General features: G+C 61.1%; 22 protein-coding genes. 12 read left to right on the top strand and 10 right to left on the bottom strand.

Annotated features, from left to right (window positions below):
* The first annotated feature begins 44 nt into the window (after positions 1 to 44).
* Together GIW79_RS05020 and mutM are read left to right on the top strand one after the other, a co-directional pair.
* Positions 45 to 857 (top strand): HDOD domain-containing protein, encoded by an 813-nt coding sequence (locus tag GIW79_RS05020; RefSeq protein WP_169918786.1) that lies wholly within the window; start codon positions 45 to 47, stop codon positions 855 to 857.
* A 21-nt stretch (positions 858 to 878) separates the two neighbouring features.
* Entirely contained in the window at positions 879 to 1,691 is an 813-nt protein-coding gene (gene mutM, locus GIW79_RS05015) for a bifunctional DNA-formamidopyrimidine glycosylase/DNA-(apurinic or apyrimidinic site) lyase (protein ID WP_003195148.1), read from the top strand.
* 123 nt (positions 1,692 to 1,814) lie between these two features.
* On the opposite strand, the gene GIW79_RS05010 is transcribed toward mutM, so the two are convergent.
* The 5 genes from GIW79_RS05010 to GIW79_RS04990 form a co-directional block, all read right to left on the bottom strand.
* Positions 1,815 to 2,066, bottom strand: coding sequence for a YfhL family 4Fe-4S dicluster ferredoxin (locus GIW79_RS05010; protein WP_003195146.1), 252 nt, complete (start codon positions 2,064 to 2,066; stop codon positions 1,815 to 1,817).
* A gap of 162 nt (positions 2,067 to 2,228) precedes the next feature.
* Positions 2,229 to 2,708 carry a pantetheine-phosphate adenylyltransferase gene (gene coaD / locus GIW79_RS05005; protein WP_003195136.1) on the bottom strand — a complete coding sequence of 160 codons (480 nt, stop codon included), beginning with the start codon at positions 2,706 to 2,708 and terminating at the stop codon, positions 2,229 to 2,231.
* Between the two features lie 103 nt (positions 2,709 to 2,811).
* Complete coding sequence (locus tag GIW79_RS05000; RefSeq protein WP_054897591.1) at positions 2,812 to 4,407, bottom strand: GMC family oxidoreductase; 1,596 nt, start codon at positions 4,405 to 4,407, stop codon at positions 2,812 to 2,814.
* 53 nt (positions 4,408 to 4,460) lie between these two features.
* On the bottom strand, positions 4,461 to 5,006 hold the full coding sequence (locus GIW79_RS04995; RefSeq protein WP_020301931.1) for a hypothetical protein: 546 nt from the start codon (positions 5,004 to 5,006) through the stop codon (positions 4,461 to 4,463).
* A 29-nt stretch (positions 5,007 to 5,035) separates the two neighbouring features.
* Entirely contained in the window at positions 5,036 to 6,463 is a 1,428-nt protein-coding gene (locus tag GIW79_RS04990; RefSeq protein ID WP_057976456.1) for a coniferyl aldehyde dehydrogenase, read from the bottom strand.
* A gap of 145 nt (positions 6,464 to 6,608) precedes the next feature.
* Here GIW79_RS04990 and GIW79_RS04985 point away from each other — a divergent pair, with 145 nt between their 5' ends.
* On the top strand, positions 6,609 to 7,280 hold the full coding sequence (locus tag GIW79_RS04985) for a TetR/AcrR family transcriptional regulator (RefSeq protein WP_005792294.1): 672 nt from the start codon (positions 6,609 to 6,611) through the stop codon (positions 7,278 to 7,280).
* 33 nt (positions 7,281 to 7,313) lie between these two features.
* A complete protein-coding gene (locus GIW79_RS04980) occupies positions 7,314 to 8,168 on the top strand; it encodes a sulfurtransferase (protein ID WP_054897588.1) in 855 nt (284 codons plus the stop codon).
* A gap of 116 nt (positions 8,169 to 8,284) precedes the next feature.
* Here the strand turns inward: GIW79_RS04980 and GIW79_RS04975 are convergent, their stop codons facing one another.
* From GIW79_RS04975 to GIW79_RS04960, 4 genes are all read right to left on the bottom strand, one after another.
* Positions 8,285 to 9,283: a hydrolase gene (locus GIW79_RS04975; protein WP_054897587.1), complete on the bottom strand. Its 999-nt coding sequence runs from the start codon at positions 9,281 to 9,283 to the stop codon at positions 8,285 to 8,287.
* A gap of 160 nt (positions 9,284 to 9,443) precedes the next feature.
* The gene (gene rsmD / locus GIW79_RS04970; protein WP_034128953.1) at positions 9,444 to 10,061 is read right to left on the bottom strand and encodes a 16S rRNA (guanine(966)-N(2))-methyltransferase RsmD; all 618 of its coding nucleotides are present in this window, start codon (positions 10,059 to 10,061) and stop codon (positions 9,444 to 9,446) included.
* Complete coding sequence (locus GIW79_RS04965; RefSeq protein ID WP_236452446.1) at positions 10,061 to 11,551, bottom strand: M16 family metallopeptidase; 1,491 nt, start codon at positions 11,549 to 11,551, stop codon at positions 10,061 to 10,063. The genes rsmD and GIW79_RS04965 overlap by 1 nt, the downstream gene beginning before the upstream one ends.
* Entirely contained in the window at positions 11,544 to 12,899 is a 1,356-nt protein-coding gene (locus GIW79_RS04960; RefSeq protein WP_003195117.1) for a M16 family metallopeptidase, read from the bottom strand. The genes GIW79_RS04965 and GIW79_RS04960 overlap by 8 nt, the downstream gene beginning before the upstream one ends.
* Positions 12,900 to 13,131: 232 nt before the next feature.
* On the opposite strand from GIW79_RS04960, the gene ftsY reads away from it, so the two are divergent.
* The 4 genes from ftsY to rpoH all read left to right on the top strand — a co-directional run bounded on the left by ftsY (position 13,132) and on the right by rpoH (position 17,204).
* Entirely contained in the window at positions 13,132 to 14,532 is a 1,401-nt protein-coding gene (gene ftsY / locus GIW79_RS04955) for a signal recognition particle-docking protein FtsY (RefSeq protein ID WP_054897585.1), read from the top strand.
* Complete coding sequence (gene ftsE / locus GIW79_RS04950; protein ID WP_003195112.1) at positions 14,529 to 15,200, top strand: cell division ATP-binding protein FtsE; 672 nt, start codon at positions 14,529 to 14,531, stop codon at positions 15,198 to 15,200. Before ftsY ends, ftsE begins: the two co-directional genes overlap by 4 nt.
* A complete protein-coding gene (gene ftsX / locus GIW79_RS04945; RefSeq protein ID WP_054897584.1) occupies positions 15,197 to 16,219 on the top strand; it encodes a permease-like cell division protein FtsX in 1,023 nt (340 codons plus the stop codon). Before ftsE ends, ftsX begins: the two co-directional genes overlap by 4 nt.
* 130 nt (positions 16,220 to 16,349) lie before the next feature.
* Entirely contained in the window at positions 16,350 to 17,204 is an 855-nt protein-coding gene (gene rpoH / locus GIW79_RS04940; protein WP_003176698.1) for an RNA polymerase sigma factor RpoH, read from the top strand.
* A 188-nt stretch (positions 17,205 to 17,392) separates the two neighbouring features.
* Here rpoH and mtgA read toward each other — a convergent pair whose 3' ends face one another.
* Complete coding sequence (mtgA, locus tag GIW79_RS04935; RefSeq protein ID WP_236452445.1) at positions 17,393 to 18,115, bottom strand: monofunctional biosynthetic peptidoglycan transglycosylase; 723 nt, start codon at positions 18,113 to 18,115, stop codon at positions 17,393 to 17,395.
* A gap of 74 nt (positions 18,116 to 18,189) precedes the next feature.
* Here mtgA and GIW79_RS04930 point away from each other — a divergent pair, with 74 nt between their 5' ends.
* From GIW79_RS04930 to trmB, 4 genes are all read left to right on the top strand, one after another.
* The gene (locus tag GIW79_RS04930; protein ID WP_054897582.1) at positions 18,190 to 18,564 is read left to right on the top strand and encodes a DUF423 domain-containing protein; all 375 of its coding nucleotides are present in this window, start codon (positions 18,190 to 18,192) and stop codon (positions 18,562 to 18,564) included.
* A gap of 79 nt (positions 18,565 to 18,643) precedes the next feature.
* The gene (thiS, locus tag GIW79_RS04925) at positions 18,644 to 18,844 is read left to right on the top strand and encodes a sulfur carrier protein ThiS (protein ID WP_020301926.1); all 201 of its coding nucleotides are present in this window, start codon (positions 18,644 to 18,646) and stop codon (positions 18,842 to 18,844) included.
* A 54-nt stretch (positions 18,845 to 18,898) separates the two neighbouring features.
* Positions 18,899 to 19,693: a thiazole synthase gene (locus GIW79_RS04920; protein ID WP_054897581.1), complete on the top strand. Its 795-nt coding sequence runs from the start codon at positions 18,899 to 18,901 to the stop codon at positions 19,691 to 19,693.
* A gap of 9 nt (positions 19,694 to 19,702) precedes the next feature.
* Complete coding sequence (gene trmB, locus GIW79_RS04915; RefSeq protein WP_003195101.1) at positions 19,703 to 20,428, top strand: tRNA (guanosine(46)-N7)-methyltransferase TrmB; 726 nt, start codon at positions 19,703 to 19,705, stop codon at positions 20,426 to 20,428.
* Positions 20,429 to 20,472: the final 44 nt, after the last annotated feature.

Here is a 20,472-nt window from a genome sequence, read left to right as displayed (position 1 = left end):
AGCTTTCCCCCGAGCAGATCCAACAGGCCCTGCAAGGCATCAGCGTGCCGCCCCAACCGCAAATCATGGTGGATTTGCAGATGGAGCAGTACATGCCCGACCCGGACCTGGAAGTGATTGCAAGGTTGATCTCCCAGGACCCGGGCTTGTCCGGCGCGCTGCTCAAGATCGTCAATTCGCCGTATTACGGCCTGAGCAACAAAATTGCATCGATCCAGCGCGCGGTAAACCTGTTGGGCAGCCGCTCGATCATCAATTTGATCAACGCGCAGTCAATCAAGGGCGAGATGTGCGACGACACCATCGTCACCCTCAACCGCTTCTGGGACACTGCCCAGGATGTGGCCATGACCTGCCTCACACTGGCCAAGCGCACCGGCTCGCAAACCGTCGACGAAGCCTATGCCCTGGGCCTGTTCCACGATTGCGGCGTGCCGTTGATGCTCAAGCGCTTCCCCAACTACATGTCCGTGCTGGAACAGGCTTACGCCAACGCCGGCCCGGATTGCCGCGTGGTCGATACCGAGAACAATGCGTTCCACACCAACCATGCGGTAGTCGGCTACTACACCGCCAAGTCCTGGCGCCTGCCGGAGCATGTCACCGACGCCATCGCCAATCACCATAACGCCCTGGTGATTTTCAGCGATGAGACGACGCGCAACCCGCAGCTCAAGAACCTGCTGGCCATTTTGAAGATGGCCGAGCATATCTGTTCGTCTTACCGCGTACTGGGTAACCAGGCGGTGGACCATGAGTGGAATGCCATCGGCCACCTGGTGCTGGATTACGTGGGCCTGTCGGACTACGACTTCGAGAGCCTGAAGTTGTCGATCCGCGAACTGGGCGCGCACTGACCCGTCATTCAAGAGGTACACATGCCCGAGTTACCAGAAGTCGAAACCACCCGACGCGGCATTGCCCCGCACCTGGAAGGCCAGCGCGTCAGCCGCGTGGTAGTGCGTGAGCGGCGCCTGCGCTGGCCAATTCCGGAAGACCTGGATGTGCGCCTGTCAGGGCAGCGCATCGTGCTGGTGGAGCGCCGGGCCAAATACCTGTTGATCAATGCCGAGGTGGGCACCTTGATCAGCCACCTGGGCATGTCGGGCAACTTGCGCCTGGTGGAGGTAGGTATGCCGGCGGCCAAGCATGAACATGTGGATATCGAGCTGGAATCGGGTATGGCCCTGCGCTACACCGACCCGCGGCGCTTCGGTGCGATGCTCTGGAGCCTCGACCCGCACAACCATGAGTTGCTGATGCGGCTGGGGCCGGAGCCGTTGACCGACCTGTTTGATGGCGAGCGTTTGTTCCAGCTGTCTCGCGGCAAGTCGATGGCGGTGAAGCCGTTCATCATGGACAACGCGGTGGTGGTAGGCGTGGGTAATATCTATGCGACAGAGGCGCTGTTTGCAGCGGGGATTGACCCGCGCCGCGCCGCCGGGGGAATTTCACGCGGGCGTTATTTGAAGCTGGCGATTGAGATCAAGCGGGTGCTGGCCGCTGCCATCGAGCGGGGCGGTACCACGTTGCGGGACTTTATCGGCGGCGATGGGCAGCCGGGGTATTTCCAGCAGGAACTGTTCGTGTATGGCCGGGGCGGCGAGGCGTGCAAGGTCTGCGGCACTGAGCTGCGCAATGTGGTGCTGGGGCAGCGGGCGAGTGTGTTTTGCCCTAGGTGTCAGAGCTGATGGTTGGGTGAGGGCTGAGATTGCTATCGCAGGCAAGCCAGCTCCCACATTTGAATGTATTCACATATCCAAGTGTGGGAGCTGACTTGCCTGCGATGAGGCCTTTACGGGCAATGAAGAGGCTTAGGCCTTACCGGTAATCTTGCGGTACTTCTCCATCAACTGCTCTTCAGTCTCAGGGTGTGCCTCGTCCAGAGGAATGCAATCGACCGGGCATACCTGCTGGCACTGCGGTTCGTCGTAGTGGCCGACGCACTGGGTGCACAGGTTGGGGTCGATCACGTAGATCTCTTCGCCTTGGGAAATGGCGGCGTTCGGGCACTCGGGTTCGCAGACGTCGCAATTGATGCAATCGTCGGTGATGATCAGGGACATGGAAACTCCTGCCAGGGCACTCTGCCAAGGCATCTGAAAACTAATGCGCGCAATTGTGCCGCATTGACGCCCGCAGTGCGAGCCTGTCTCTGTGGTGAGGGATGAAAGGATTGGGACTGCTGCGCAGTCCAGCGGGAGCAAGCTCCCTCGCCACAATGAGCCTTACTTCTTGAAGCGCAATGTCAGTGCGTCTGCTACAGCTGGATGCACGAACTTGGTGATATCTCCGCCCAAAGCAGCGATTTCACGAACCAACGTCGAGGAAATGAACGAATAACGCTCCGACGGCGTGAGGAACAGGCTTTCCACGTCCGGCGCCAATTGGCGGTTCATGTTGGCCAGCTGGAATTCGTATTCGAAGTCCGACACCGCACGCAGGCCACGCAGGAACACATTGGCGTTCTGCTCCTTGGCGAAATGCGCCAGCAGTGTCGAAAAGCCCACTACTTCCACATTCGGCAGGTGCTTGGTGACCTCTTGCGCCAGCTCCACACGTTGTTCCAGGGGAAACAGCGGGTTTTTCTTGGGGCTGGCCGCGACCGCGATGATCACATGGTCGAACAGGCGAGAGGCGCGTTCGACCAGATCGCCATGGCCTTTGGTAATCGGGTCGAAGGTACCTGGGTACAACACTCGGTTCATCGCGTCGTCCTGGCGGAGTCCGTTGGGGAACCGGATGGTATCGCAGCATTACCGGTGGGCCAAGTCGACTTATGTAGATAGATACCGTGAATACCCTGTCTTTTCATGCCGTTTTCAGACGTTCGGCCAATGCGCTCGCCAGTTGCGCGGTCAATCCGTACACCGACAATTGCGGGTTGGCGCCAATGCTGGTGGGGAACAGCGAGCCATCGTGGATCGACAGGTTACGCAACTGATGATGGCGACCCAGGCTGTCGGCGACGGCATTTTTCGGATCTTCACCCATGGCACAACCGCCCATCACGTGGGCGCTGCCCAGGGTGGTGCGATGCAGTTCCAGGTTCAGACCGTCGATCACGCTGCGCGCTTCGGCCAAGTTGTTCACAAAACGCGCGTCGTGATGCAGGGGCTTGACCGATTTGGCCCCCGCCGCGAACTGAATCTCGGCCATGCTGTGGAAGGCCCGGCGCAGGCCGTCCCAGGCGTAGGGCGAGACCTGATAGTCGAGCACTGGCGTGCCGTCACCGCGTAACTCCACCGTGCCGCCTGGGCTGTCGGGGTGAAAGCCGTCGCGCAGCAGGGCGAGCATGGCGTGGGTGTGGGGTAATTGGTTCATGTCCAGGGCGTTCTGGTTGCCGTAGCCACCAAACAGGGTGCTCGCCAGGCCTGGATGCAGGGGCGGTGCTTCCAGTTTGTAGGACATTTTGCCGGTAGTGCCGTCCTGCCATTGGAAGTGGTCGGAGTAGATGGATTGCGGCGCACCGTAGAAGGGGTTGATCACTTCGTCGAACAGCCCGGCGGAGAAATTGACCAGGTGCAGGAAGGTGCGCTTGCCCAGCCGCGAGTGTGGGTCGGGCGCGTCGGAGCGCATCAGCAGGGCCGGGCTGTTGATGCCGCCGCCCGCCAGCACATAGTGCTTGGCTTTCACCCTGATCTTGCGCCCTGTGGGCGCTACGCAGCGGTCGTCCATGGCCACGCATTCGAGGCTGCTGATGGTGTCGCCGCTGTAGATGAGCCGTTCGGCGCGGGCCAGGTAAAGCAGTTCGCCGCCCTTTTCCAGGGTGGACGGGATGGTCGTCACCAGCATTGACTGCTTGGCGTTGACCGGGCAGCCCATGCCGCAATACCCCAGGTTGAAGCAGCCGCGCACATTGCGCGGGATCACATGCCAGCTGTAGCCGAGCTTTTCACAGCCTTTGCGGATCACATCGTTGTTGGCATTCGGCGGCAGCGCCCAGGGCGCGATGCCCAGGCGCTGCTCCATTTTTTCGAACCAGGGCGCCATTTCGGCGCTGCTGTGGCCTTTGACCGCATATTCGCTGGCCCAATGCGCGAGGGTAGCGTCAGGGGTGCGAAAGCTGGAGGTCCAGTTGATCAAGGTGGTACCGCCCACCGCCCGGCCCTGCAGGATGGTGATAGCGCCGTCCTTGCTCATGCGGCCGATGCCTTCCTGGTAAAGGCTGGCGTAGGCTTCGTCTTCCAGCAGCTTGAAATCACTACTGGTCTTGAGCGGGCCTTCTTCGATCAGCAACACTTTGTAGCCGGCGGCGCTGAGGATTTCGGCGGTGGTACCGCCCCCGGCGCCGCTGCCGATGATGGCGACATCCGCTTCCAGGGTCAGGTCGTGATCCAGGGCGGCGCCATTGTGGGTTTTCCAGCCACGGGCCAGGCCGTCGCGGAACAGATCGGGTACGGGCATAGGTGTGCTCTCTTATTCTTGTCGGAAGATGCAATCTTGGGGGATTGCCCAGGCTAGATCTTGGGCGGGCCGGGGTAGCCGCAATGGGCCCAGGACTCGGGCCGGAAGTACCAGGCCATGATCACCAGTTTGAGCAGCGAGCCCTGGCCCATGCGCAAAAGGTTCAGGTAACTGTTTTCCCAGCGGTGCAGGAAATTGCGGATCTGTTCGCTGCTGGCGTTTTCCCAACTGCCCCAGATACCGGTCAGCGGGCCGCGGGTAATGCCCATGCCCAGTACGTCGAATAATTGCTGGGTGAGCTTGAACATCTCGGGCGACAAGTGCTGCAGGCTGTAATCGAGCTTTTTCAGGGTGCCCTCAATACCTGCAAGCACTTGTTCGGCACTAGCCGCGCCTTCTAGCAGCACCGGGATCACCGCCCGCAAGAACGGCAAGTCGCTGGTGCGCAACATCGCAAAGCCGCTGGCCGGCGTACTGCTGGAGCAACCACTGAGGCTGGCGCCCAACCCGGCGGTGGCGAGGAAGGCGCTGGCACACAGGCCGATTTTCAAGACGCCGCGCCGTGACAGCGCGGGTGAATCAGTCAGGCTGGGGTTCATTGTTTTTATAGTCCCGAAGGTGGCGGTTATCAGCGGATAAACAGCTTCTGGATCAGCTTCTGGATCGACTTGCCATAGGGCGGGTAGATCAACTTCGCTGCGTTCAGGCGCTGTTTGACCAGCACACCCTTGGCCTTGCTGAACGTCAGGAAACCTTCGTGACCGTGGTAATGGCCCATGCCTGACGGGCCGATGCCACCGAACGGCATATCGTCCTGGGCGACGTGCAGCAAGGTGTCGTTCAGGCACACACCGCCGGAATGGGTTTCGTGGAGCACCCGCGCTTGTTCGCCTTTGTTGTAGCCGAAGTAATACAAGGCCAGTGGGCGAGGGCGCTGGTTGATGTAGGCAAAGGCTTGGTCAAGGCCGCGATACGGCACGATGGGCAGGAGCGGGCCGAAGATTTCGTCCTGCATCACGGTCATGTCGTCGCTGACATTCAACAGCAGGCTGTGGGCCATTCGCCGCGCCTGGCCTTGCTCGTACAGCGGGATCAAGGTGGCGCCTTTGTCGGTGGCGTCCTTGGCGTAGGCATTGAGCCGGGCCAGTTGGCGTTCGTTGATGATGGCGGTGTAGTCTGGGTTGTCGGCCAGCGTCGGATAAAACCCGCGCACGGCTTTGGAATACGCCTCGACAAAGCCCTCCACGCGATCTTCCGGTACCAGCACATAATCCGGCGCCACGCAGGTTTGTCCGGCGTTCAAGGCTTTGCCGAAAGCGATGCGTTCGGCAGCATCCTTGAGCGGCACGTCGGCCGAGACAATGGCTGGCGATTTGCCGCCCAGCTCCAGGGTCACCGGCGTGAGGTTTTCGGCCGCCGCACGCATCACGTGCTTGCCTATGCTGGTAGCGCCGGTGAACAGCAGGTGATCGAAGCGCAACTTGGAAAACGCCATGCCCACGTCAGCTTCGCCCAGCACGACGCACACCAAGTCCTCGGGGAAGATCCTGGCCAGCAACGCCTTGAGCAGCTCGCCGGTGGCCGGCGTGGACTCGCTGAGCTTGAGCATCACCCGGTTACCGGCAGCCAATGCCCCAACCAGCGGGCCGATGGCCAGGTACAGCGGGTAGTTCCACGGCACGATGACGCCGACGACGCCCAGTGGCTGGTAAATGACTTTGGCTGAGGCGGGCTGGAAGGCAATGCCTACAGCGCGGCGGGAAGGTTTCATCCAGCCCTTGAGGTGTTTGCTCGCGTAGTGAATGCCATGCAGGCTAGGCATCAATTCGGCAAACAGGGTTTCGTCGGCGCTGCGATGGCTGAAATCCTGGCTGATCGCATTGATCAGCGCCTGGCGTTCGTCGCTCAGCAGATCCCGCAGAGCCTTGAGCCATTGCTGGCGCTGCCCGGCCGGCGGCATCGGGTTGGCGGCATAGGCGCGGCGTTGGGCGTCGAACAGGTCCTGGAGTTGATCCAGCGCCTGGGAATCTTGCAGGTAGGCAACGTTGGCAGACATGGCGCGGCACCGATTGTTATTGGTCTGCCTGGATTTTTAGAGTCATTGCTCTAAATTGTCAAATAACATTGCAGTAACATCCAGATTTATCCTGGCCGGGTTAGGCCGTAAGATGCCCCATCCCGTGTATAGAAGCTGATCCCCTATGGCACCACGAGTAAAGACCAGCGAGCGCATTGTGCAAACCAGCCTGGAGCTTTTTAACCAGCAGGGCGAGCGCAGTGTCAGTACCAACCACATTGCCGCCCACATGGAAATTTCCCCGGGCAACCTGTACTACCACTTCCCTAACAAGCAGGCGATCATCGCCGTGCTGTTCCGCGAATATGAAGCGTTGGTAGACAGTTTCCTGCGCCCGCCCCAGGGACGCACGATGGTGGTGGAGGATAAACGCTTTTACCTGCAAGCCGTATTGGCCGGCATGTGGCGTTATCGCTTCCTGCATCGCGACCTCGAACACCTGCTGGAGAGCGACCCGGAACTGGCGACCGGCTACCGGCGTTTTTCCCAGCGTTGCCTGATCCAGGGCGGCGCGATCTACCAGGGCTTTGTCGATGCCGGCATTCTCAATATGGACCCGGTGCAAACAGAAGCCCTGACCCTGAATGCGTGGATCATCCTCACCTCGTGGGTGCGCTTTTTGTGTACCACCAATGAAAAATCCACCCACCTGAGCGCCGAGGCGATCAAGCGTGGGGTTTATCAGGTGCTGGTGCTGGAGGCGGGGTTTGTCACGCCACAGGCCAAAGAGGCGGTGGACGCCTTGTTCAAAGAGTTTTACGTGCCGTTGAATCAGGCACTGGAAGAAGTGAAGTAAGACCTTTCCCCTTTGTATTCACAGGAGTCAGTCATGCCGCTTGCCCAACTGATCAGCCCCCAGCAATTGGCCGAGCGCCAACAGTCGAGCGGGTGGGTGATCCTGGATTGCCGCTTTGCCCTGGAAGACCCGGACTACGGCTTGTGCAGTTACGCCGAAGGGCATATCGAGGGCGCGCAATACGCCGACCTGGAGCGCCACCTGAGCGGCCCGGTGACCAAGGGCGTGACCGGTCGTCATCCTTTGCCGGCGGCGGACACGTTCGCCAGGCAACTGCGGGCCTGGGGTATCAGTGCCGACACCGATGTGGTGCTGTATGACGACGGCCCCGGTGCCTACGCCGCCCGTGCCTGGTGGCTGCTGGCCTGGCTGGGCAAGCGTGATGGTGTGTTTATTCTGGATGGTGGCCTCAAGGCCTGGCATGCCGCCGGTTTCCCCCTGAGCCTGGACGCGCCCGTGGTTGAGCCAGGTACCTTCGCCGGTACGCCGGATCATCGTCTGTTGCTGGATGCCGAACACCTGCAAAAACGCCTGGGCCAACCCGGCCTGACCTTGATCGACGCCCGCGCCCAGCCGCGCTTTCGTGGCGAAGTAGAACCCATCGACCCGATTGCCGGGCATATCCCTGGCGCGCAATGCGCGGCGTTCAGTGAAAACCTGGGCAGTGATGGTCGTTTCTTACCGGCTGATCAGCTCAAGCAACGCTTTGCCGCGCAGCTGCAAGGGCGCCCGCCGCAGGAGTTGGTGGCGTATTGCGGGTCTGGGGTGACGGCGTGCCATAACCTGTTTGCGTTGAGCCTGGCGGGGTACCCGTTGGGTAAGTTGTATGCGGGGTCGTGGAGTGAGTGGATTACTGATCCAGCTCGGGAAATAGCCACGGGCGAGTAAACGACCGGTGTAAACGTTTCATTGAAATGTGGGAGCTGGCTTGCCTGCGATAGCAGAGTGTCAGCCACCTCAACATTGGCTGGCCCACCGCTATCGCAGGCAAGCCAGCTCCCACACTATTGACCGTATTGGGTCTGGAGCCACTGCGGGATCCGGCGTTCCAGGTAGTAACCAGGGCGCTTCAACGAACCCTCCACAAACCCCACATGCCCGCCCTTGGCCAGCAACTCGAACTCGGTGCAGGCCGACAGCTCACTGGCGTCAGGCAAGCTGTGCGCAAACACAAACGGATCATCAGCCGCCTGGATAATCAGCGTCGGCGTGCGGATACCGCCCAGGTAATAGCGGCTGGAAGCGCGGCGATAGTAATCCTCGGCACTCAAGAAACCGTGCAGCGGCGCGGTTACCCGCCCGTCGAAGTCCCAGAACGTGCGCATCTTTTCCAGGGAGCCAAGGGCCTCCAGGGTTTTGAGCCCATCCTCACGACCGTCCTGCAGGAATTGGCGTTGCTTGACGCGGATATACGCCAGCATCTCGCGCATGAAGTGCTTTTGATACACCCGCGAGAACCCCAGCCCAATGCGATCCGCGCATTGATCCAGGCGAAACGGCACCGACACCGCCGCCGCGCCCTGCAGCCCTGAGGCCTCGCCGGTTTCCCCCAAATGCTTGAGCAACACGTTGCCGCCCAGGGAGTAACCCACCGCGTACAAGGGCGCCAAAGGCCGCTTGGCGCGCAGATGAGCAATCGCGGCTGCCAGGTCTTCGCTGGCGCCGGAGTGATAGCTGCGAGCCAGCAGGTTGGGCTCGCCAGAGCAGCCGCGCCAGTTCAACGCAGCACTGGCCCAGCCTTGGGTGGCGAGGACTTTTTGCAGGCCGGCCACATAGGGTGAATTGGACGAACCGGTCAGCCCATGCAACACCAGCACCAAAGGCGCTTGCACGTCATGAGGCCCGTGCCAGTCGAGATCGAGGAAGTCGCCATCCTCCAGCCACAGGCGCTCACGCTGACGCTCGATGTGGGTGGTCGGCCGCCACAGCGGCCCCCACAGTGTCTGCAAGTGAGGGTTGCCGAGGCCGAAGGCGGGTTTGAACAGGTCGCAAGAAGGGGTCATGACGCTCTCGGTGGCAAGTGAACTCACTGTGGCGAGCGAGCTTGCTCGCGCTGGGCCGCGTAGCGGCCCCATCAAGAACACTGCGTTTATTCAGTCGGAACACCTTGGCAGGTTTCAGGGCCGCTTCGCAGCCCAGCGGGAGCAATCTCTAGCCACACGATCAGGCGGCGTTTTCGACCAAACGATGCCACAACGCGTAATACACCCGCCCGGACTTCTGCTCCCGGTGCAGGCGCCAGCCACTTGGCAGGCCGAGCGTGGAGGGCGCGGTCTCGCTCTCAGTGTAGATCCAGGCATCCGGTGCCAGCCACTGGCGTTCTTCCAGCAGTGTGCAGACGGTCGGCAGCAGGTTCTGGTTGAACGGTGGATCGAGGAACACTACGTCGTATTCAGTGGCCGCCTGGGTTTCCAGGTAGCGCAGCGCGTCGGCCGTCTGCACCTGGCCGGTGGTGCAGCGCAGCGTGCCCAGGTGCTCCTTGAGGCTGGACACCGCCACATTGCTGGCGTCCAGCGCCTGGCCCTGGGCCGCGCCACGGGACAGCGCCTCCAGGAACAGCGCGCCGCTGCCGGCGAACGGGTCCAGCACTTTGGCCCCGCCTATGTACGGCGCGAGCCAGTTGAACAAGGTTTCACGCACGCGATCGGGCGTCGGGCGCAGGCCCACGACGTCGGGGAAGCTCAGCTTGCGGCTGCCCCATTCACCGCCAATGATGCGCAGTTGGCCCACACCGTTATGCACGTTGTGGACAGGTTTTTTCGGGCGAGATGAACTGGCCATTAATGCTCCGGAACCCCGAGCGGCTGCTCGGCAGGTTTATCAGTGGGGGGCGGTAGTGGCTTTTGCGCAATCGTCGGGCCGGCGGTCACGATGACCATCTTGTCGGCGCTCAAGTGTTTGTTCATTGCAGCCTTGACCTGATCGACGGTCAGGGCCTGTGATTGTTTCATGAAATCTTCCAGATAGCTCAGCGGCAGGTTGTAGAAACCCATGGCGCCCAACTGCCCGACGATATCGGCGTTGCTGGCGGTGGACAGCGGGAAGCTGCCGGCCAGTTCGCGCTTGGCGTCGTCCAGTTCTTTTTGTGTTGGGCCGTTCTTGAGGTAATCAGCCAGTACATCCTCAACCAGGCGCAGGGTGCCGCCGCTCATTTCGGCGCGGGTCTGCAGGTTGATCATGAACGGGCCGCGCACCTGCATCGGTGAGAAACCGGAGTACACGCCGTAGGTCAGGCCGCGTTTTTCACGCACCTCGCTCATCAAACGGGTACCGAAGCCGCCGCCGCCAAGGATCTGGTTGCCCAGGGACAAGGCTGCGTAGTCCGGGTCGGCTCGGTCGATGCCCAATTGCGCAAACAGCAGGTGGGTTTGCTTGGACGGAAACTCGATACGGCTCAGGCCGGCTTTTGGCTCGGTCGGTTGAGCGATCTTGGCCATGGCCGGGCCTTTGGGCAGCGATGCCGACACTTTGGCCGTCATGGCCTCGGCTTCTGCACGGGTCAGGTCGCCCACCACTGCAATCACCGCGTTACCCGCCGCATAGGCCTTGGCGTGGAACGCCTGCAACTGCGCCAGCGTAATCTTCGGCACGCTCTCGGGGGTGCCTTCGCTCGGGTGGGCGTAAGGGTGGTCGCCGTACAGGCGCTTGAACAGCTCGATGCTCGCCAGCTTGCCGGGGTTCTGCTTCTGGTACTCGAAGCCGGCCAGGATCTGGTTCTTGATGCGTGCCAGGGAGTCTGCCGGGAAAGTCGGCTGGCCGATCACCTGGTTGAACAGTGACAGGGCGGCGTCGCGCTTGGCGCTGTCGCTCAGGCTGCGCAGGGTCAACAGCGCCATGTCGCGGTACGCGCCGTTGCCAAAGTCGGCCCCCAGGCCTTCGAAACCACTGGCGATCTGGCTGACATCCTTGCCCGGCACACCTTCGTTGAGCATGGCGTTGGTCATCAGCGCCAGGCCTGGCACGTCGCCATCCTGGCTGCTGCCGGCGGCAAACAGCAGGCGCATGTCGAACATCGGCAATTCGTGGGCTTCGACGAACAGCACCTTGGCGCCTTCGGCGGTGGTCCAGGTTTGTACGTCGAGCTTGCGGTTGGTCGGTGCCTTGCCATCCAGTTCCGCCAGGGACTGCAGGGTGCTGGCCGTTTGAGCCTTGTCCAGGGCCTGGCTGGCGACCGACTCGCTCGGGCGCAAAAAGTAAACGGCGCTGGCCGCCATCAGGGTGACGGCGATCAGGCCGGGCAGGATCAGGCGGCTGTTTTTGCGATCACTCATGAGCGGTCTCCTCTGGCAAAACATGGGCGACGCTCAGACGTTCGCGGGTGAAGTAGGTGCGCGCGGCTTTCTGGATATCTTCCGGCGTCACGCTTTGCAGGTCGGCCAATTCGGTGTCCATGAGCTTCCAGGACAGGCCGACCGTTTCCAGGGAGCCGATGGCCGTGGCCTGGCTGGTGATGGAATCACGCTGGTACACCAGGCCGGCAATGACCTGGGCACGGATGCGCTCCAGTTCTTCAGCGGTCGGCGGCTTGGCCTTCAACTCATCGAGCAGGCGCCACAGGCCGGCTTCGGCTTGGGCGACGGTTTTCTTCTTCTGCTGGTTCGGCGTGGCCGAGAGGGTAAACAGGCTGTCGCCACGGGTGTAGGCGTCGTAGTTGGTGGAAGCCGCGGACACAAGTTCCTCACCGCGCTCCAGTTGCTCGGAGATCCGTGCACTGTAGCCGCCGTCCAGCAGCGCCGAGATCAGGCGCAGGGCCTGCACCGAGCGTTTGTCTTCGGCGGTGGCCAGGCCAGGCACGTTGAAGCCCAGGAACACGCTTGGCAATTGGGTCTGCACGTGCAGGGTCAGCAGGCGCTCGCCGGGCTCGGCCAGTTCCATCGGGATTTTTGCCGGCGGCACGTCACGCTTGGGGATCGGGCCGAAGTAACGTTGGGCGAGGTTTTTCACCTCGTCCGGGGTCACGTCGCCGACCACCACCAGGGTGGCGTTGTTCGGCACGTACCAGGATTGGTACCAGTGGCGCAGTTCCTCGACCTTCATGCGGTCCAGGTCGGCCATCCAACCGATGGTCGGCGTGTGGTAGCCGCTGGCGGGGAAGGCCATGGCCTTGAAGCGCTCGAACGCTTTGGACATGGGGTTATCGTCGGTGCGCAGGCGGCGTTCTTCCTTGATTACTTCGATTTCACGGCTGAATTCGTCGGCCGGCAGGCGCAGGCTGGCCATGCGGTCGGCTTCCAGCTCAAAGGCCACACCCAGGCGATCACGGGCCAATACCTGGTAATACGCGGTGTAGTCGTCGCTGGTGAAGGCGTTTTCTTCGGCGCCCAGGTCGCGCAGGATCAGCGAGGCTTCGCCGGGGCCAACCTTGGCGCTGCCCTTGAACATCATGTGTTCCAGGGCGTGGGACAAACCGGTCTGGCCCGGGGTTTCGTAGCTTGAGCCAACCTTGTACCAGACCTGGGAAACCACCACCGGCGCGCGATGATCTTCGCGCACGACCACCTTGAGGCCGTTATCGAGGGTGAATTCATGGGTGGGTTGTGGATCGGCAGCCAAAGCTGAGAGAGGCAGACAAACTGTGCTGAACAGCAGGCCTGCGGCGCGGCGGGCTAGAGCATTCATTCGTTTTTAAACCTGTTGGGCTGCCCGCTTGGTCTTAGCGTCGGCGGGCGAGGAGGTGCTAGGATACTGATCCGACCTAGGGACGGCCACTGTGGCTGTCTTGTTGAGGCCCTATTTAGGCCTTACAAAATGTTGCGCATGAACGAGCTGGCTAAAAAACAGTCTGTTACGCATCGAATTTTATTTACCGAAGCGCCCCTTGGCGCGTCGCTACCTTGAGATAGCCGTCTCCATGTTTGGTTCCAACGACGACAAGAAGACCCCAGCTGCGGCTGGCGAGAAGAAAGGCCTGTTCGGATGGCTGCGCAAAAAGCCGCAGGAAACCGTCGTCGAACAGCCACAGGTTCACGCTGAACCCACCCCTGAACCCGTAATAGAAGCCGAACCGGTTGCCGAGACGCCAGTTCCGGTGGTGTTGCCGATGGCTGAGCCGGTGTTGCAGCCGGTCGTCGAGGCCGAGCCGGAACTTGAGCCTGCGCCTGAGCACAAGCCTTGGTTGGAACTGCCGGTGGCCGAAGAGCCTGTGGCGTTGGTGGAGGATGTTCAGGCCGAGCACGTCGTGCCGCCGATTCCTGCAGTGGTTGAGCCGGCGCCGGTAGAGGTTGTGGCTGAAGTTCCGCCCGTCGTTGAAGTGCCGGCACCGGTTGTTGCCGCACCTGCCGTCGTCGAGCCAGAGCCTGTCGTCGCCACCACCGAAACCAGCAAAACCGGGTTTTTTGCCCGTCTCAAGCAGGGCCTGAGCAAGACCAGCGCCAGTATTGGCGAAGGCATGGCCAGCCTGTTCCTGGGCAAGAAAGTCATTGATGACGAGCTGCTGGAAGACATCGAGACCCGCCTGCTCACCGCCGACGTGGGCGTCGAAGCCACCGCCGTGATCATCCAGAGCCTGACGCAGAAGGTCGCGCGCAAGCAGTTGACCGACGCCGACGCCCTGTACAAATCCCTGCAGGCTGAGCTGGCCGCCATGCTCAAGCCGGTTGAAGCGCCGCTGGTGATCACGCCGAAAAAGCCGTTCGTCATCCTCGTTGTAGGTGTAAACGGCGCTGGCAAGACCACCACCATCGGCAAACTGGCCAAGAAGCTGCAGGGGGAGGGCAAGAAAGTCATGCTCGCCGCCGGTGACACCTTCCGTGCCGCAGCCGTCGAGCAGTTGCAGGTGTGGGGCGAGCGCAACAAGATCCCGGTGATTGCCCAGCACACCGGTGCCGACTCTGCGTCGGTGATTTTCGATGCTGTGCAAGCCGCCAAGGCGCGCAACATCGATGTGCTGATCGCCGATACAGCCGGCCGCCTGCACACCAAAGACAATTTGATGGAAGAACTGAAGAAAGTGCGCCGCGTGATCGGCAAGCTTGACGCCGATGCACCCCACGAAGTCTTGCTGGTGCTCGACGCTGGTACCGGCCAGAACGCCATCAGCCAGGCCAAGCAATTCAACCAGACGGTGCAACTGACCGGCCTGGCATTGACTAAGCTCGACGGCACGGCCAAGGGCGGTGTGATTTTCGCCCTGGCCAAACAGTTCGGGTTACCGATTCGCTATATCGGCGTCGGTGAAGGCATCGACGACCTGCGCACCTTTGAAGCCGAACCCTTTGTACAGGCACTGTTTGCCGAGCGGGAGCGTTCATGATTCGATTCGAACAGGTCGGTAAACGCTATGCCAACGGGCATGTGGGCTTGCATGAGCTGAGCTTTCGAGTGCGTCGCGGCGAATTCTTGTTTGTCACCGGCCATTCGGGCGCGGGCAAAAGTACGCTGTTGCGCCTGTTGCTGGCCATGGAACGCCCGACCACCGGCAAGTTGCTGCTGGCGGGCCAGGACCTGGCTACCATCAGCAATGCGCAAATTCCATTCTTGCGCCGCCAGATCGGCGTAGTGTTCCAGAACCATCAGTTGCTGTTCGACCGTACGGTGTTCAACAACGTGGCCCTGCCGTTGCAGATACTGGGGCTGTCCAAGGCCGAGATCGTCAAGCGCGTGGACTCGGCCCTGGAGCGTGTAGCCTTGTCGGACAAGACCGACCTCTTCCCCGGCGACCTGTCCACCGGCCAGCAACAGCGTGTCGGTATCGCCCGCGCCATCGTCCATCGCCCGGCTTTGCTGCTGGCGGACGAACCCACCGGTAACCTCGACCCGCGCCTGGCGGCCGAGATCATGGGGGTGTTCGAAGATATCAACCGCCTGGGCACCAGCGTATTGATTGCCAGCCACGACCTGGCCCTGATTGCCCGTATGCGTCATCGCATGCTGACCCTGCAGCGCGGCCGCCTGATCGGCGATGGGGAGGCGGGCGTATGAGTGCTACACGCAGCCCTAAAGTATCCGAACGCGTGGCGCCGAAACCGGCCGACCCGCAACCGAAAAAGAAAAAACACGACGACGACGACGGCCCGGACTTCGGTACCCTGGTGCACGCCTGGATTGAAAGCCATCGCGCTAGCCTGCTGGACAGCCTGCGGCGCCTGGGCAAACAGCCGATCGGTAGTTTTTTCACTTGCCTGGTGATGGCGGTGGCCTTGAGCCTGCCGATGGGCTTGTCGCTGTTGCTTAATAATGTGGAGCGCCTGGGCGGTTCCTGGCAGCGGGCGGCGCAGATTTCGCTGTACCTGAACCTGGACACCAGCAGCAAGGAAGGCGAAGCGCTGCGTGACGACATCAAGAACATCCCGGGGGTAGCCGAGGCCGAGTACATCAGCCGCGACCAAGCCCTCGAAGAGTTCCAGCAGCAATCGGGCCTGGGCGAGGCGCTCAAGGAGCTGCCGCAGAACCCGCTGCCGGGCGTGGTGTTGGTAACGCCGAACGAGGTCGACAAGCCGGCGCTGGAGGCCCTGCGACAAAAACTCGCAGAGATGCCGAAGGTGCAACAGGCCCAACTTGATCTAGTCTGGGTAGAGCGCCTGGCCGCAATCCTCAAGCTGGGTGACCGCTTTGTGTTCGGCCTGACGGTGTTATTAGTGTCTGCATTACTTTTGGTGATAGGTAATACCATTCGTCTTCATATTGAAAACCGTCGCACCGAGATAGAAGTGATTAAACTGGTGGGCGGCACAGACAGCTATGTGCGTCGGCCTTTCCTGTACATGGGCGCGCTGTATGGCTTGGGTGCGGGGATCTTGTCCTGGGGCGTACTGGCGTTTGGCCTGGATTGGTTGAACGACGCGGTTGTTGGCCTGGCCGGGCTCTACGGCAGTGATTTCGCGCTGGCCGGTGTGCCGGTAGCCGATGGTCTGAGTCTCTTGCTTGGCGCGGTGTTGTTGGGGTATATCGGTGCGTGGATTGCGGTGGCACGGCATTTACGTGAGCTGGCGCCGAAGTAGTTAATGCCAGATTAATGTGGTTTCGTTTGTATTGACCGTATCAGCGGTTTAGGGAACTTGTCCTACGGTTCCCAGGTCAATTTTCGCAGTGCTGAACTGCACGAGTTATGTGAGTCGGAGGTTTTTTCGTATGACCACTTCTTTGCAACCTGCTTATGCCTTGGTCCCGGGTGCGAACCTGGAGGCTTATGTGCACACGGTCAACAGCATTCCATTGCTGACGCCCGAGCAGGAGCGTGAACTGGCCGAGAGTCTCTACTATGAGCAGGATTTGGGGGCGGCTCGGCAGATGGTGCTCGCCCACCTGCGTTTTGTCGTACATATCGCCCGTAGCTATAGCGGCTACGGTCTGGCCCAGGCCGACCTGATTCAGGAAGGCAACGTAGGCCTGATGAAGGCTGTAAAGCGCTTCAACCCTGAAATGGGCGTGCGCCTGGTGTCGTTTGCCGTGCACTGGATCAAGGCGGAAATCCACGAGTTCATCCTGCGCAACTGGCGCATCGTGAAAGTGGCCACCACCAAGGCCCAGCGCAAGCTGTTCTTCAACCTGCGCAGCCAGAAAAAACGCCTGGCGTGGCTGAACAACGAAGAAGTCCACCGCGTGGCCGAAAGCCTCGGTGTGGAGCCGCGTGAAGTGCGCGAGATGGAAAGCCGCCTGACCGGCCATGACATGGCCTTCGACCCAGCCGCCGAAGCGGATGACGACAGCGCCTTCCAATCGCCGGCCAACTACCTGGAAGACCACCGGTACGACCCGGCGCGTCAACTGGAAGACGCCGACTGGAGCGACAACTCCAACCACAACCTGCACGAAGCGCTGGAAGTGCTGGACGACCGCAGTCGTGACATCCTCTACCAGCGTTGGCTGGCAGAAGAAAAGGCCACGCTGCACGACCTGGCGCAGAAGTACAACGTGTCGGCCGAGCGGATTCGTCAGCTTGAGAAAAGCGCGATGAACAAGCTGAAGTTGTCGATCGCCGCTTAAAATGCAGCGAACAAAAAATGCCCCGGTCGAAAGACCGGGGCATTTTTGTTTGTGTTCGAAAAGTCTCAAGCCCAACTCGGTTTAATGTGGGAGCTGGCTTGCCTGCGATGAGGCCGTGTCAGCTGAAGCATGGGTTACTGACCCACCGCTATCGCAGGCAAGCCAGCTCCCACAGGTCCCATATTGTGTCAGTCGGACCAGGGTGCCTTTCGAGAGTTGTTCAGCTCCATCAGGTAACCATCCCCGCCCAATTGGCTCATCTGCTGGCGAATCCACGCCGCCCGCCGTGCCACATAAGCCGTCGGATGGCTGGCACTCCACACTCTAGGATTGGGCAATACCGCCGCCAGGTAGCTGGCCTGCTGCCGCGAAAGGCCCTTGGCGCTCACGCCAAAATGGTGCCGCGCCGCTGCCTCTGCGCCAAACACACCTTCATCCCATTCCACGCTGTTGAGGTACACCTCAAGAATCCGCTGCTTGGGCCACAACACCTCGATCAAACCGGTAAACCACGCCTCCAGGCCTTTGCGCAAATAGCTGCGGCCGGCCCACAGGAACAGGTTTTTCGACACCTGCTGGCTCAGGGTGCTGGCACCGCGAATCGAGCCGCCGCGTTCGTTGTGCAGAATCGCCGCCTGGATCGCGCCGAAATCAAAACCCCAATGTTGTGGGAAGCGCTGGTCTTCACCGGCCATCACCGCCACTTTCAGGTCATCGGATATTTCATCCCATGGCACCCAGCTGCGTTGCAGGTCGATAGGCTCACCGTCGACCCAGGACTCGACCTTGCGCTCCACCATCAGCGCAGTGAACGGTGGCGGCACCACACGAAACAGCAGCACCAGCAACACACTGCCGATGGCAAACCATTTCACGACGTTGAGAGAGCGTTTGAAGAGGACACGCAGCATAGAGATGGCTTGGCCGAACCCGTTGAGCGGGCCATTATACAGACCCTGCCCGATGAGTCTGACTGGAGTTCCCCATGCTGCGTAGCTTTCTGATGCTGGCTGCCTTTTTCGGCTTTACCGGTGTCGCCCTGGGCGCGTTCGCCGCCCACGGCCTGAAAAACCGCCTGAGCACCGACTACCTGGCGATCTTTCATACTGGTGTGACCTACCAGTTGGTGCATGCCCTGGCACTGTTCGGCGTGGCCTTGCTGGCGGCGCATATTCCGGGCCGGCTGGTCACTTGGGCGGGTATTTCGTTTACCGTCGGTATCCTGCTGTTCTCGGGCAGCCTGTATGTGCTGACGATGACCGGCATCAGTAAACTGGGGATCATCACGCCGTTTGGCGGGCTGGCGTTCCTGCTCGGCTGGTTCTTCCTGGGCCTGGCGGCGTGGCGTTTGCAGCTTTGACCGCTTGACGCTTGGAGCTGACCTTCAGGTTCCAATCGCGCTAGAATGCGGGCCCCTAAAAACGATGGCGGCCCGTGGCATGCGCATTCAGTTGAACGGCGAACCCTTTGAACTGCCCGACGGCGAAACCGTTGCGGCCCTGCTGACCCGTCTGGACCTGACCGGGCGTCGCGTCGCAGTGGAGCTCAACCTGGATATCGTCCCGCGTAGCCAGCACGCCGAGACTGCGCTCACCGAAGGTGACCAGATCGAAGTGGTCCACGCCATCGGCGGCGGCTAGCCCGCCACGGCCGTAACGCATTCTGCAGAACCTCATCCAACCAGAGGATTTCCCATGAGCATCGTTCGTAGCGACAAGCCTTTCGTCCTGGCCGGTCGTACCTACCAGTCCCGTCTGCTGGTCGGCACCGGCAAGTACCGCGACATGGAAGAAACCCGCCTGGCCATCGAAGCCTCGGGTGCCGAGATCGTCACCTTCGCCGTACGCCGCACCAACCTCGGCCAGATCGAGGGCGAGCCGAACCTGCTCGAAGTGCTGTCGCCGGAGCGCTACACCTTTCTGCCGAACACCGCCGGTTGCTACGACGCCATCGAAGCCGTGCGCACCTGCCGCCTGGCCCGTGAGCTGCTCGACGGCCACAACCTGGTGAAGCTGGAAGTGCTGGCCGACCAGAAAACCCTGTTCCCCAATGTGATCGAAACCCTCAAGGCCGCCGAAACCCTGGTCAAGGAAGGTTTCGACGTGATGGTCTACACCAGCGATGACCCGATCATCGCGCGCCAACTGGCAGAAATCGGCTGCATCGCGGTGATGCCGCTGGCCGGTCTGATCGGTTCCGGCCTGGGGATCTGCAATCCGTATAACCTGCAGATCATCCTCGAAGAAGCCAGGATTCCAGTACTGGTGGATGCGGGCGTGGGCACAGCCTCCGACGCGACCATCGCCATGGAGCTGGGCTGCGACGCCGTATTGATGAACTCGGCCATTGCCCATGCCCAGCAACCAATCATGATGGCCCAAGCCATGAACCACGCCATCGTCGCGGGCCGCCTGGCCTACCTCGCCGGGCGCATGCCGAAAAAACTCTATGCCAGCGCCTCTTCGCCGCTGGATGGTCTGATCAAGTAAGAGCTATTGATGACTGAATCAAACGAAACGCCGAACACCGTGGAAGAAGGCGACGAGTCCAAGCACCGCCGCATCAAGAGTTTTGTGATGCGCGCCGGCCGCATGACCGAAGGCCAACAAAAGGGCCTGGAACAGGGCACGCCGCTGTTCGTCTTGCCCCTGGCCGACGCGCCGGTGGACTATGACCAAGTGTTCGGCCGTTCAGCCCCACGCTCCCTGGAAATCGGTTTCGGCATGGGTCATTCCCTGCTGGAAATGGCCGCAGCCGCGCCGGAGCAGGATTTCATCGGTGTGGAAGTGCACCGCCCAGGCGTCGGCGCATTGCTCAACGGTGTGTTGACCCAAGGCCTGAAAAACCTGCGGGTCTACGACTGCGATGCGATTGAAGTGCTCAACCGCTGCATCGCCGACAACAGCCTCGACCGCCTGATGCTGTTCTTCCCCGACCCATGGCACAAGGCCCGTCACCACAAGCGCCGCATCGTCCAGGCGTCCTTCGCGGAACTGGTGCGCAGCAAGCTGAAAGTGGGCGGCATCCTGCACATGGCCACCGACTGGGAACCGTACGCGGAATACATGCTGGAAGTGATGAACGTCGCCCCCGGCTACCGCAACCTGGCCGAAGACGGCAAATGTGTGCCACGCCCGGCCGAGCGGCCGATCACCAAGTTCGAACGCCGTGGCGAGCGATTGGGGCATGGGGTGTGGGATTTGAAATTCGAGAAGCTGGCTTAAACAGTCATCAGCTTGAAACGCAATCAAATGTGGGAACTGGCTTG

This window comes from Pseudomonas sp. PA-7-1E (genome assembly GCF_021605325.1).
In the GTDB taxonomy this organism is placed as follows: domain Bacteria; phylum Pseudomonadota; class Gammaproteobacteria; order Pseudomonadales; family Pseudomonadaceae; genus Aquipseudomonas; species Aquipseudomonas fluorescens_BV.
The sequence above is the reverse complement of the archived record's forward strand: the minus strand, read 5'-3'. Positions and strand labels throughout refer to the sequence as shown.